This is a genomic window from Sphingomonas sp. EU05-FHT14C10 (genome assembly GCF_058790595.1).
The window spans coordinates 22,042-34,422 of record NZ_JBYTEN010000020.1; the positions used below are offsets into that span (position 1 = coordinate 22,042).

At 66.6% G+C, this 12,381-nt stretch carries 10 protein-coding genes; 4 read left to right on the forward strand and 6 right to left on the reverse strand.

All coding sequences use genetic code 11. The features are described from left to right. Nucleotides 1-88: 88 nt before the first annotated feature. A complete protein-coding gene (locus AC3WT0_RS16160; protein WP_492754476.1) occupies nucleotides 89-2,545 on the reverse strand; it encodes a TonB-dependent receptor in 2,457 nt (818 codons plus the stop codon). A gap of 191 nt (nucleotides 2,546-2,736) precedes the next feature. Here AC3WT0_RS16160 and AC3WT0_RS16165 point away from each other — a divergent pair, with 191 nt between their 5' ends. Beyond that, nucleotides 2,737-3,771 carry a LacI family DNA-binding transcriptional regulator gene (locus AC3WT0_RS16165; RefSeq protein ID WP_492754477.1) on the forward strand — a complete coding sequence of 345 codons (1,035 nt, stop codon included), beginning with the start codon at nucleotides 2,737-2,739 and terminating at the stop codon, nucleotides 3,769-3,771. 15 nt (nucleotides 3,772-3,786) lie between these two features. On the opposite strand, the gene AC3WT0_RS16170 is transcribed toward AC3WT0_RS16165, so the two are convergent. From AC3WT0_RS16170 to AC3WT0_RS16180, 3 genes are read right to left on the reverse strand one after another with little or no spacing between them, the layout of a single operon-like run. Then, nucleotides 3,787-4,527 (reverse strand): class I SAM-dependent methyltransferase, encoded by a 741-nt coding sequence (locus tag AC3WT0_RS16170; protein WP_492754478.1) that lies wholly within the window; start codon nucleotides 4,525-4,527, stop codon nucleotides 3,787-3,789. 57 nt (nucleotides 4,528-4,584) lie between these two features. After that, entirely contained in the window at nucleotides 4,585-5,244 is a 660-nt protein-coding gene (gene pgmB / locus AC3WT0_RS16175) for a beta-phosphoglucomutase (protein ID WP_492754479.1), read from the reverse strand. Further along, nucleotides 5,241-7,436 (reverse strand): glycoside hydrolase family 65 protein, encoded by a 2,196-nt coding sequence (locus tag AC3WT0_RS16180; RefSeq protein WP_492754480.1) that lies wholly within the window; start codon nucleotides 7,434-7,436, stop codon nucleotides 5,241-5,243. The genes pgmB and AC3WT0_RS16180 overlap by 4 nt, the downstream gene beginning before the upstream one ends. A gap of 107 nt (nucleotides 7,437-7,543) precedes the next feature. Between AC3WT0_RS16180 and AC3WT0_RS16185 the strand changes: the two genes are divergently transcribed. The 3 genes from AC3WT0_RS16185 to AC3WT0_RS16195 all read left to right on the forward strand — a co-directional run bounded on the left by AC3WT0_RS16185 (nucleotide 7,544) and on the right by AC3WT0_RS16195 (nucleotide 10,592). After that, nucleotides 7,544-8,779 (forward strand): MFS transporter, encoded by a 1,236-nt coding sequence (locus tag AC3WT0_RS16185; RefSeq protein ID WP_492754481.1) that lies wholly within the window; start codon nucleotides 7,544-7,546, stop codon nucleotides 8,777-8,779. Nucleotides 8,780-8,824: 45 nt separating this feature from the next. Further along, nucleotides 8,825-9,430 (forward strand): peptidylprolyl isomerase, encoded by a 606-nt coding sequence (locus tag AC3WT0_RS16190; RefSeq protein ID WP_492754482.1) that lies wholly within the window; start codon nucleotides 8,825-8,827, stop codon nucleotides 9,428-9,430. A gap of 154 nt (nucleotides 9,431-9,584) precedes the next feature. Continuing rightward, the gene (locus AC3WT0_RS16195; protein WP_492754483.1) at nucleotides 9,585-10,592 is read left to right on the forward strand and encodes a phosphatase PAP2 family protein; all 1,008 of its coding nucleotides are present in this window, start codon (nucleotides 9,585-9,587) and stop codon (nucleotides 10,590-10,592) included. Here AC3WT0_RS16195 and AC3WT0_RS16200 read toward each other — a convergent pair. Continuing rightward, nucleotides 10,558-11,385, reverse strand: a complete 828-nt coding sequence (locus tag AC3WT0_RS16200) for a Cof-type HAD-IIB family hydrolase (RefSeq protein ID WP_492754484.1) — start codon at nucleotides 11,383-11,385, stop codon at nucleotides 10,558-10,560. The genes AC3WT0_RS16195 and AC3WT0_RS16200 overlap by 35 nt on opposite strands. Next, entirely contained in the window at nucleotides 11,382-12,362 is a 981-nt protein-coding gene (gnd, locus tag AC3WT0_RS16205) for a phosphogluconate dehydrogenase (NAD(+)-dependent, decarboxylating) (protein ID WP_492754485.1), read from the reverse strand. Before gnd ends, AC3WT0_RS16200 begins: the two co-directional genes overlap by 4 nt. Between the last annotated feature and the right edge of the window lie 19 nt (nucleotides 12,363-12,381).

Consider the following 12,381-nt stretch of genomic DNA (forward strand, 5'->3'; position numbering starts at 1 on the left):
CAGGCCAGATCGACCCTGCCCGGCGCGGACAAAAAAGCGGCGGCCGCGCAAGGCGGGCCGCCGCATTGTTCTAGCCTTGGGGAAGGGCCTAGAATTTGTAGCCGATGCTGAACCGCGCCGAGCGGCCGACGATCGGGCGCGCAAGGATCGTGCCCGCGCCCTGCGAACCCAGGTTGCGGATATTGCCTTCGGTCAGGCCGATCGTGTTGGTGATGTTGTCCACCGACACCTGGAAGTTCAGCCCGTTCCGCATGTCGTAGGTCAGGCCGGCATCCCATTTGAGATAGTTGGGCAGAACCTGCAGGTTGCGGATGTCGGAGAAGCGATCGCCGATATAGTTGATCGAGGTGTAGATCGTCGCCTTGCCCGGACCGATATCGGTCTCGTACGAAGGCGAGATACGCCACTGCCACTTGGGCTGACGCTGCACGCGGTTACCGGTCAGATCGTCGAGCACCGGCACGCCGTTGATGACGATCGGATTGCCGTTGGCATCGACCGCGGGCGTGAAGAAGTGGCGATACTTGCTGTCGAGCCAGGTGCCCGAGAAGCCGATCGACAGCCCCTGCACCGGGCGGATCGCGCCTTCCAGCTCGACGCCCGTCGCCTTCGCGCCGCCCACCGACGCGATCGGCGCGCCGTTGGTGATGACGGTGGTGGCAAGGCCGTCGAACTTGTTGTGGAAGATCGTCGCATAGGCGCTGACCAGATCGGTCGAGACCTTCAGCCCGCCTTCATAGGTGTCGACCTTCGGCGCGACGGTGATGCCGTCACGCAGATTGTCGAAGAAGGGGAAGCTGTTGCCGCGGCTGTAGCGCGCGAAGACGCCGATCGAGCTGGTGATGTCGTAATTGGCGCCGGCCGTCCACGAGACGCGGTGATCCTTGAAGCTGAGCGTGCTGTAAGTGCCGTTCAGCACCGCGACGTTGTTGTCGTAGAGCGTGTTCGGATTGCCGTCGACATCGACGCCGAAGGTGTTGTTCTCAAGCGTGCCGCTGACCTTGTGGTGCTGGTAGCGGACACCGGCGTCGAGACGCAGCTTGTCGGTCACCTGGAACTCGTCGACCGCATAGACGGCGGTGTCGCGGCCGTCATAATCGGCGTTGACGTTGAAGGTCGAACCGCTGGTGAAGCCGCGATTGGTGACGATACGGCCATCGGCCAGCGTCATGTTGAGGATGCGGGCATTGGGCTCGGCGGTGAGCAGGACGTTGTTGCCGAGGTTCCACTTATCCTTCGACGAATAGTCGGTGTAGAAACCGCCCACCGTGAAGGTGTTGTTGCCGCTCTTCCATTCGAGCGCGAGGTCGTTCGAGAAGGCTTCGATATCCTTCTGCACGCGCCACATGCCGGCCTGGACGACCTGCGTGTCGGCCGCAGCAGCGCCGCCGCCGTTCGCATAGGTCAGGCTGCCGATCGTGCTGCCGAAGGTCGCGGCATAGGCCGACGCCGATTGCGGCGCGGCCGATCCGGGGACGAGGCCGTTGGTGTTGGCCTTGCCTTTCAACCAGCTCAGGCGATCGCGGACCTTGATGCCCTCGCCCAGCTCATATTCGAAGTTCGCGCCGAGGTTGACGACCTTCGCGCCGCGACCGTCGGACAGATCGAAGTTCGAACCGTCGGGCAACGTCGCAAGCCGCGTCTCGGGGCCGGCAAGCGTGCCGGTGCCCGCGCTGAAGCCCGGATATTTGCTGACCTTCTTGCCATCCTGCACGACCGGGATCGGCAGCAGCCACTGGCCGTGATCGTTGAGGTAGCGACCGAAGACGAGCAGCGTGCCACGCTCGAAATCATGCCGGATGTTGCCGGTGATCTGGCCGCCCTTCTCGGCGGTGAACTTGGGATCGCGGATGCCGTTGCCGGCGGAATAATAGCCGCCGACCATATAGGTCGTGTCGGGGCCGAGCGGGCCCGAGACATAGCCGTCGGCGCGATATTCGCCGAAGGTCGTCGCCGAGAGCTTGAGCAGGCCTTCGAACTCGGGGCCGCCTTCGCGCTGGACGAAGTTGACCGTCAGGCCCGGCTGGCCGTTCGAGAAGAGCGCACCGGTGCCGCCGCGCACGGCTTCGACGCGCTTCAGCGTCTCGTCGATGCGGATGAGCTGGGTGTTCTCGAGGAAGGACAGCGTGGGCGGCGGGAAGATCGGCACGCCTTCGCTCTGGATCGTCACGAATTCGGCGTCGCCGCCCGACGGATAGCCGCGGACGAAGATGTTGGCGCCGTTCTGGCCGCCCGAGCTTTCGGTGCTGACGCCGGGGACGAGGCGCAGCACTTCGGCGGTGCTGGCGGGGGCGAGCTGATCGATCGCCTTGGCATCGACCGTGGTCAGCGCGAACGATGCATCCTGGCGGCGCGTGCCGCCGCCGGCGGTGCCGGTGACGATGATGTCGTCATTGTTCGTTTCATCGGCAGGTGCAGCGGCAGGGGCCGCCTGCTGTGCGTCCTGAGCGAACGCGAGTCCCGACTGGGCGGCAAGCGCGCAGGCGAGAGCCAGCGGCGCCGAGCGGCCGAAAAAGGTAGAGATATGGCGGTAACGACTGGTCATGCGGGTCCTCCCTTATCTTATCGCCATGGCGGTTCGATCGACACGCCTTCTGACCGGGCTTCTATGATTCTGTGCAATGCATTTCAAGCGATTTTGAAACACTATTGAAACATGCGGCACTTTCGCAACGCTTGGCGATCACGCCGCAAGCGCATAAGACAAGTGCATGGGGACTGGACGGATGCTGGGGCGTGGCTGACGCGCAGGGGGAAAAGCGCGAGCGCGTATCGCGCTCGATGGCGGTCAACATGGGCGACATCGCCCGGCTCGCCAATGTCTCCAAGCCCACCGTCTCGCGCGTCCTCAACGACAGCCCGCTGGTCAGCAAGGAAACGCGCGAGCGCGTGCTGGAGATCGCGCGCGCGCAGGGCTATGCGGTCAACCGCAACGCGCAGAAGCTGCGCCAGCTGCGCACCTCGACCATTGCTGTGCTGCTCGATTTCGGATCGCACCGGCGCGGACGGATCGGCGATCCCTTCATCTTCGAACTGCTCGCCGGCGTCTCCGAAGCGCTGTCGATCCGCAATCAGGACTTGCTGCTCTCGCCCCCCGGGCTGACCGACGCCAAGAGCTGCGTCGACCTGCTTCGCGCGCGCGCCGCCGACGGCTTCATCTTCCTGGGGCAAGGCGGGCGCGAGCCGATGCTGCGCGAGCTGGGGCGGGCGAACGCGCCCTTCGTCGTGTGGGGCGCGGTCGATGCGGGCGACAATTATTGCGCGGTCGGCAGCGACAACCGGCTGGGCGGGCGGCTGGCGGGCGAACAGTTCGGCAGGCGCGGCGCGAAGCGCTGGCTGTTCGTCGGCGACATCAGCCATGCCGAGATCCGCCTGCGCTACGAAGGCATGCGCGAAGCCGCCGCCGCCAGGGAGGCCGAGGTGTTGCACCTTCCCGTTTCGGACATGGCGTTCAACGCGGTCCACGCCGCCGTCGCCGGCTGGCTGCGCGATCATGACGCGCCCGATGCCGTCTTCGCCTTTTCGGATACCGCTGCGATGGCGGTGATCAGCGCCTTCCGCGCCGCCGGGCTGGTCGCCCCCAAGGATTATGCGCTGGTCGGCTATAACGACATTCCGCCCGCCGCGCATTTCAGCCCCTCGATCACGACGATCGAACAGGAGACGCACCTTGCCGGCGCGATCCTCGTCGAAAAGCTGATGCAGCAGATCGAGGGGATACGCGCCCAGTCGGCCATGCTGCCGACGCGCATCATCGTCCGCGAGACTTAGGGCCAGCGCGCCGCGCTATGCGGGCTTCGTCATCACGGCCAGCGCCTGCCAGAATTGCGGGTGGTGGCTGTCGTCCGTGCCGTCGGTGAAGCCGACATCGGTGAAGCCGATGTCCGACGCCCAGAAGCGAATCCAGTCGCGATGCAGAAAGACGTCGAGTGTAGCGGACCAGCCGCGCCTATCGAACCATTTCACCCGATTGCGGAAAACATGGTGATGTTTGACGTCAGCGAATTCGAGGAAGGAGAAGATCAACCGCCCGCCCGGCCTGAGCGCGCGATAGGCATCTCTCATGTAAAGATAACATTCCTCGGGATAGAGATGCGTGAAGACTGACCAGTTGAAGACCATGTCCTGCGAATCATCATCCGCCACGATCGTCAGCTTGCGATGGACGAACGCCTCATATCCCGGACATTTTGATTTGAGATAATCGACGAGCGGCCTGACGATGTCGGCGCCCCGGTAGGCCCCCTGCCAGCCCGAGCGCTGCAGCGCCATGGCGGTCCGCCCGCAGCCGCACCCCAGATCATAGATCGCCATCCCGTCGCGCAGACCGTGGTGACGGAGCACGGCGACATGGCCATCGCCTTGCCGGTTGAACTCGTCCGGCGAGATGCCGCCGATCGAGGCGATCATCGCCATCTCGTAATCGCCGCGGTGGATGCGGCGCTGGCGGGCGACGAGCGCCTTATAGGAATGGACCGAATGCCAGCGGTTCGCCCGCGTCAATATCGCCTGTACCAGACTGCCCATCTCTGCCCCCGAACTATGGACAGGGCGTCTGGCATAGTTCGGATCGATCTGAAATCCCTATTCTTTGCCGCCCGCGAGCAGCGCATCCAGATCGACCGAGGCCGTGTCTGCATAGACGATGTCCGCCGCGCCGAGCACCGCCGGATCGCCGATCCCCACCGCATACATGCCCGCCGCGCGGATCGCCGCAATCCCCGCCGCCGCATCCTCGAAACCGATGCAACGATCGGGTGCGATGCCCAGTGCGTCGCTGCATGCCAGGAAAATGTCGGGCGCCGGCTTGCCCTGCGCGACCTTGCCTGCATCGGCAACGAAATCGAACAGCCCGGAGACACCCATGCGGTCGAGCAGCAGCGGTGCGTTGCGGCTTGCCGAAGCGACCGCGCAGGCCAGCCCCCTCGCCTTCGCCGCACGCACCAGCGCCTCGGCGCCGGGGAGCAGATCGGCGGGGGTCATGCCCCTGACCGCCTCGAGATAATAGCCATTCTTGCGCGTCGCGAGCGCCTCCATCTCGGCCTCGGGCAGCGTGCACTTGCCGAGCGCGAGGATGTGGCGCAGCGAACCCATCCGGTCGACGCCCTTCAGCGCCTCATTATCCTCATGGGTGAAGACGATGCCCAGCTCGTCGGCGAGGCGCGACCAGGCGGCGAAATGCGCGGTCGCGCTGTCCGCCAGCACGCCGTCGAGATCGAAGATGGCGGCGGCGAAGCGCGTCATGCCGCGCACAGCCCGGCATCCGTCGTCAGACGCAGCGCCTTGCCCCGATGACCGATCTCGATCGGATCGCCCGCGACAAGGCGATAATGCGCGCTTTCGCCTTCGACCGAGACCTCGATCAACCGCCCGCGATAGCGCGTGCGGAAGGCATAGGCGCCCACGCCCGGGATCGCGATCGGCGCGAAGCTGATCGCACCCGCCTCGGCACGCATCCCGGCGAAACCCATTGCCAGCGCGGTCCAGCTTCCGGCCAGCGCCGCCATGTGCAGCCCGTGCCCGCTGTTGCCGAACAGGTCGAGCAGATCGGTGAGCAGCGAAACGCGCCAATAGCTTGCGGCGCGGTCGCCGTCGCCGATGCCCGCCGCCGCCGCCGCGAAGGCGCTCGCCGACAGCGTGGAATCGTGCACCGTCACCGCTTCATAAGCATCGAACATCCGCCGCCGCGTCTCCGCGTCGAAGCGGTCGCGGAACAGCACCGTCGCCAGCACCGCATCGGCCTGCTTGTTGACCTGATGCCGGTAGATGGTGAGCGGATGAAAATGGAGGAGCAGCGGATATTGCTCGGGCGGCGTCGTCGCGAAGGGCCAGGGCTGGCGCGCGAAAAAGGCGTCGTCCTGCGCGTAGATGCCGCGCGCCTCGTCATAGGGAAGCAACATCTTCGCCGCCGCGCGGCTCATCCGCCCGGCCTCGTCGGCGGACAGCAGATCGCTGCCGCCCAGCTCGGCGACCGCGAAGCGCAGATGCGCGGCGGCGAGCATGTTGGTGTAGAGATTATTATCGACCAGCGCGGTATATTCGTCCGGCCCGGTCACGCGATTGATGACGAAGGCGTCGTCGCGCGCGGGATCGTGATAGCCGATCTCCAGCCAGATGCGCGCCGTCTCGACCAGCATCTGCGCCCCGCCCTCGGCGAGGATCGTGCGATCGCCCGTCGCCTCGACATAGAGGCGCAGCGCGTGCGCGATATCGGCATTGATATGATATTGTGCGGAGCCGGCAGGGAAATAGGCCGAGCATTCGCTGCCCTCGATCGTCCGCCAGGGATAAAGCGCGCCGCGTTCATGCCCCATGGCGCGGGCATTGGCGCGCGCGGGGTCGAGCCGATCGATCCGCCAGCGCAGCATCGATCGTGCAATCTCCGGCCGGATCGCGACAAGCGCCGGGAGCACATAGGAATCAGCGTCCCAGAAGACATGGCCTTCATAGCCTTCGCCGGTCTGCCCCTTGGCGCCGATCGAAGCACTTCCGTCGCGCCCGACGGCCTGGACGAGCTGGAACAAGGCGTGGCGCAGCGACTGTTCGGCAAGCGGCGCATCGGGGAAGGAGACGAAGGCTTCGTCCCACCAGGCCGCGAACCAGTTCGTCTGTTCCGCAAGCAGCGCATCGAAACCCGCGGCGCGCGCGGCGGCAAGCCCGGCTTCCGCAGCGACGAGTGCGGCGGCAGCGCTGTCATCGCCACGGCGCGCGGCATAAACGGCGAAGCTGTCGAGTGCGCCGCCCTCGCCCGCCGCCAGCGCGATCTCGCCGCCGCCGCTCCCAAGCGCGGCGACCGCGAAGCCGGTGTGGCGCAGACGATCGACGCGGCCATCGGCGCGGACCAGCTTCTCTTCCCAGGGCGAAGCCTTGAAGGCGGGGCCGACGCGCGGATCGTGCGGCGCATCCGGATCCACCTCATGCGCGTCGACCGGCGGCGCGGAGACGCGCGGCGTCACCGAAAGCCGCACCGGCGCATCGCCGGCATCGACCGCGACCCGCCTCGCGATCAGCCCCGAATGATCCATCGAGACCAGTTGCTCGACGCGCAGCGCGCGGCCCGCAACAATGAAATGCTGCACCAGCAGCCCGCGCCGCATATCCAGCTCGATCCGCTCGGGCGCGCCCGGCTCAGCTCCGTCGATCAGGATGGCCGGCCGCGTCGCATCGGCGACAGCCAGCCGCGTATCGCTTTCGGTCGCGAAGCCGTGCGCCGATTCATGATAGGCGATCGGCATCTTCTCGAAGACGCCGTTCAGATAGACGCGCGGCGCGCCGTCCGCCTCACCCGGCCCGCGCACGCCGACGAAGCCGTTGCCCAGCGCGAAGATCGGCGGAACATGGGAAGCGCCCAGCGTCGCGCCCTCGGCCGTCAGCCGCCAAGGATCGGCGCCGAATGGCAGCTTCGCGAAATCGGCAACTGGCAACGCACGTCCCACCCTCGGCTTCTCCCCGGATCGCTTGTTTTGATATGCATTTCATAATAGGTGGAGCGAGCGATGCAAGGGCAGAACGAAAAGCCCGCCGTCCGAGGGGAGGAAGAATGATGAGCGCGCCGCGCCTCAAACTGGCGATTCTGCTGAGCTATGCGATCTTCGCCGTGCTGCTGAACAGCGTCGGCACGGTCATCCTCCAGTCGATCGAATATTTCCGCGTCGACAAGATCGCGGCGAGCACGCTGGAGGGATTCAAGGACATCCCGATCGCCATCGCCAGCTTCCTGCTCGCCTCCTTCCTGCCGCGCATCGGCTATCGCCGGGGGATGATGGCGGGCCTCTCGATCGTCGGCCTCGCCTGCCTGGCCATGCCCCTGCTCGACAGATTCTGGATGACGCGGCTGCTCTTCCTTTCGGTCGGCGTCGGCTTCGCCCTGACCAAGATCGGCGTCTATTCCTTCGTCGGCCTGCTGACCGACAGCCCGCGCGGCCATGCCAGCCTGCTCAATGTGATCGAGGGCGTATTCATGCTCGGCGTGCTGAGCGGCTACTGGCTGTTCAGCCTGTTCATCGACGCGGGCAATCCGGCCTCGCCGCGCTGGCTGGGCATCTACTGGTGGCTGGCGGGCGCCTGCGCGCTGACCGTTCTGCTCCTCGCCGTCTCGCCCTTCGACGAATCCGCCGCGCGCGACGCCGCGCACGCCACGACCCCGCGTGAGGATTTCGCGGCCATGCTCGCGCTCGCCGCCAAGTCCCTGACACTCGTCTTCATCCTCTCGATCTTCCTCTATGTGCTGATCGAACAGGGCATCGGATCGTGGCTGCCCACCTTCAACCGCGAGCTGCTCGGCCTGTCGGCGCCGATGAGCGTGCAGGCCGCCTCGATCTTCGCGGTCGGGCTGGCGGCGGGCCGGCTGGCGGCAGGCGCGATCGTCAGGCGCACGGGCTGGTACAGGCTGCTGATCGGCTGCCTCGCCGCGATGGCGGTGCTGATCGTCGCGGTGCTGCCGCTTGCCGAGGCGCATCACGGCACGCAGGTGACGAGCTGGGCGCACGCGCCCCTCGCCGCTTTCCTGCTGCCGATGATCGGGCTGTGCATGGCGCCCATCTATCCCGCGCTCAATTCGGCGATCCTCAGCGCCATGCCGCGTTCGTCGCAGTCGGCGATGGTCGGCCTGATCGTCGTCTTCTCGGCGCTGGGCGGGACGACGGGGTCCTTCATCATCGGCCGCACCTTCGAGGCCGTGGGCGGCACCTATGCCTTCTACCTGCTGCTGATCCCGATCGCCGGCGTCTTCCTGTCGATGCGCGCGCTCAACCGCATGGTGGCGGGCAAACAGGGCTGAACAGCTACTGGATCGCACGGCGCAAATCGCGCTAGGGACAGGCGCATGTTCCGCGCCCTGCTTCCCCTCGCCGCCCTCGTCGCCACCGCATTTCCGGCGCACGCCGCGCCGCCCGCGCCTGCGATCGTGCGGGTCGACATCGTCACCAGCCTCGGCACGATCACCGTCGATCTCGACCAGAAGCGCGCGCCGATCACCACCGGCAATTTCCTGCGCTATGCCGACAGCCACCGTTTCGACGGCACCAGCTTCTACCGCGCGGCGCGGACGCCGCGCACCAATGGCCTCGGCTTTATCCAGGGCGGGACGCGCCACGATTATCGCCGCATCCTTCCCCCCATCGCGCACGAACCGACGAGCAAGACGGGCATCAGGCATCTCGACGGCACGATTTCGATGGCGCGCAACGAGCCCGGCAGCGCGATGGGCGATTTCTTCATCACCGTCGGTCCCATCGCCTCGATGGACGCACGTCCGGGCAATCCCGGCTATGCCGCCTTCGGCCATGTCGTCTCGGGCATGGACGTGGTGAAGAAGATCCTCGCGGCGCGCACGATCGCCCAGAAGGGCAATGGCGCGATGAAGGGCCAGATGATGGTCGATCAGGTGCCGATCGTCCGCGTCCGCCGCGCTGCCCGCCAGCCGCGCTAGGGCGCCCCGGCCACGCGACAGATGCGCAAAAGCCACAGCACGCGGCGATCCTTTCCGCGCATCTGTTCAGCTGAGGTTTAATTTGGCAGTTTCATGACAATTGGGCTCGCCCGGTCTTCCCGGCGAAACGGGAAGATCGAGGAGTAATGCTGGAATGACGATGGTTGCGCGCGCCGACGCCACGGCGCGGAGTGGCGATTCCCCGTTTGCCGGGGACCGGAACGGCCTGATTCCGGGCTATTGGTTCGCGCTCGCGCTCGCGTTCAGCCTTGCCGCAGTGGTGATGATGCTCTTCCACGAGCGGCTGGGAATCCAGGCTTCGCTGCTCACCGGATCGCTGTTCGCCGCAGGCGGCATGGCTGCGATCGGGCTGCGCTATCATTGCCGCGATGCCGCGACGCGGGGCCGCCGCGTGATTCGCGATCTTGCCGAATATGTCGGCATCTTCGCGCTGATCGCGCTGCTCGGCGCGGTCGCCACCTATCCGCTCGCCGCCGCCAGCCATGGCTTTGTCGATCCGACGCTCGCGCGAATCGATCATGCGCTGCATTTCGACTGGCCGCGCTGGTACGGCTTCGTCGCCGAGCATCGCGGGCTCCAGCTTCTCGGCAGCGCCGCATATTCCAGCATCTTCGTGACGCCGGCACTGGTCCTTTTCCATTATGCCCATGCCGGCAAGCGCACCGAGGCGCGGCTCTTCCTTGCCGCCTTCTGGATGGCGGCGGTGCTGACGCTGGTGCTTTTCCCGTTCGTGCCTGCCGAAGGTCCGCTCGCCTATCTGTGGCGTGAGCACATCCCCTATATGCCGGCCAGCGCACTTTATCAGGCCGAGCTGATCCCTGCGCTGCGCCAGCACGCGATCGGCGCTGTCGGCCTTGGCGAGCTGCGCGGACTGGTCTGCGCGCCGAGCTTCCACACGACCAGCGCCGTGCTCTACATCTGGGCGGCGCTGCGCATCCCCACGCTGCGCTGGCCGCTGACCGCTCTCAATGTCGCCATGCTCGCCTCGACCCCGGTCGAAGGCACGCATTATCTGACCGACATGATCTGCGGCGCGGGCGTCGCCTTTGCCGCGATCAGCGCTGCCGGGGTGCTGGCGCGGCGGCTGCAGGCGGCACCCGCCGGCCTCAGCGAGAGGGAGTCGGCTCGCGCGGCAGGATGAAGGCGTCGATCGCCTTCGCCACGCCATCCTCATTGTTCGACGCGGTGACGTGCATCGCCGCCGCGCGCACCGCATCGGGTGCCTGGCCCATCGCGATCGAGAGCGCGGCGCGCTCGAACATCGGCACGTCGTTCGCCATGTCGCCGATCGCCGCGACCGCCGCCATCGGCACGTTCATCGCCGCCGCCAGCGCGACCAGCCCCTCGCCCTTGTTGGCGGCCGGCGCAGTGACGTCTAGATAATAGGTCTGCGACTGGCCGATATTGGCTGCATCGCCAAACTCGGCCCGCCCGCGTGCGAGCAGATCGGCGAGCACGCCCGGCTCGTCCGAGACGAACGTGATCTTGTCGACCTCGTCGTAGAAGGGCGCGAAGTCACCCACTACCTGGGGGTCCTGTTCCGAAGATAACCGCTCGCGCGCGGCATGGGGATCGTCCGGGGCATGAGCATACCAGCGCCCGCCCGCGAACAGCCAGGACGCGGCCCCCGTCCCCGCCGCCAGCGCGAACATGCCGCGCACCGCTTCGGGATCGACGGTCTGGCGCTGGAGCACCGTTCCCGTCGGCGTCACCAGCGTGCCGCCGTTGAAGGCCGCGAGCGGCGCATCGACGTTCAGCAGCCCGGCCAGCCGCAGCAGGCCCGAGGGCGGCCGTGCGCTGATCAGCGTGAAGCCGATGCCCGCCGCGCGCAGACGCTCGACGGCGTCGATCGTCGCCGGCCTCAGTTGCTTGTCATGATCGACCAGCGTCCCGTCGACATCCGAGACGAAGAGCGCGATCGCCGGATCGCTCATTGCGGAATCTCGACATGCCCGCCGAAGCCATAGCGCATCGCCGACAGCAGCTTGTCGCCGAACGTATGCTCCACCCGGCTGCGATAGCGGGCGAAGAGCGCGCTCGACAGAACATAGGCCGGAACCGCCTGCTCCATCGCCGCCTCGATCGTCCAATGGCCCTCGCCGCTGTCCGCGACATGGCCCGAGAAATGATCGAGCTGCCCGTCCTTCGCCAGCGCGTCGGCGGTAATATCGAGCAGCCAGGACGAAATCACGCTGCCGCGCCGCCACACCTCTGCAATGTCCGTAAGGTTGAGATCGAAGCGCTCATCCTCGGGCAGCTTGTCCGACAGCTTGGTCTTCAATATGTCGAAGCCCTCGGCATAGGCCTGCATCAGCCCATATTCGATGCCGTTATGCACCATCTTCACGAAATGGCCCGATCCGGCGGGGCCGCTATGGACATAGCCCTGCTCGGCACGCGCATCGGCGTCGGCCGGGCGGCCCTCGGTGCGCGCGATCGTGCCGATCCCCGGCGCCAGCGCGGCGAAGATCGGGTCGAGATGGCGGACCGCCTCGTCCTCGCCGCCGATCATCATGCAATAGCCGCGCTCCAGCCCCCAAACGCCGCCCGAGGTGCCGACATCGACATAATGGACGCCCTTTTCGGCCAGCGCCTTCGCGCGGCGGATATCGTCCTTGTAGAAGGTATTGCCGCCGTCGATCACGATGTCGCCGGCTTGGGCCTTTGCGGCGATCGCCGCGATCGTCTCTTCGGTCGGCACGCCGGCGGGGAGCATGACCCAGTAGATCGCGGGGCTCGCCAGCGCGGCGGGCAGCGCATCGAGCGAGGCGACGCCCGTCGCGCCTTCGCCCGCCAGCTCGGCCACCGCCGCCGCGTCGCGATCATAGACGACAAGCTCATGGCCGGCGCGCATCAGGCGGCGCGCGATATTGCCGCCCATGCGGCCAAGGCCGATCATCGCAAGACGCATCAAATTCTCCGATAGACTG

Coding starts and splice junctions, on each gene's coding strand:
- gnd (WP_492754485.1), bottom strand. CDS start 12,362: ATGCGTCTTGCGATGATCGGCCTTGGCCGCATGGGCGGCAATATCGCG.
- AC3WT0_RS16185 (WP_492754481.1), top strand. CDS start 7,544: ATGAGCGCGCCGCGCCTCAAACTGGCGATTCTGCTGAGCTATGCGATC.
- AC3WT0_RS16200 (WP_492754484.1), bottom strand. CDS start 11,385: ATGAGCGATCCGGCGATCGCGCTCTTCGTCTCGGATGTCGACGGGACG.
- AC3WT0_RS16195 (WP_492754483.1), top strand. CDS start 9,585: ATGACGATGGTTGCGCGCGCCGACGCCACGGCGCGGAGTGGCGATTCC.
- pgmB (WP_492754479.1), bottom strand. CDS start 5,244: ATGACGCGCTTCGCCGCCGCCATCTTCGATCTCGACGGCGTGCTGGCG.
- AC3WT0_RS16160 (WP_492754476.1), bottom strand. CDS start 2,545: ATGACCAGTCGTTACCGCCATATCTCTACCTTTTTCGGCCGCTCGGCG.
- AC3WT0_RS16170 (WP_492754478.1), bottom strand. CDS start 4,527: ATGGGCAGTCTGGTACAGGCGATATTGACGCGGGCGAACCGCTGGCAT.
- AC3WT0_RS16190 (WP_492754482.1), top strand. CDS start 8,825: ATGTTCCGCGCCCTGCTTCCCCTCGCCGCCCTCGTCGCCACCGCATTT.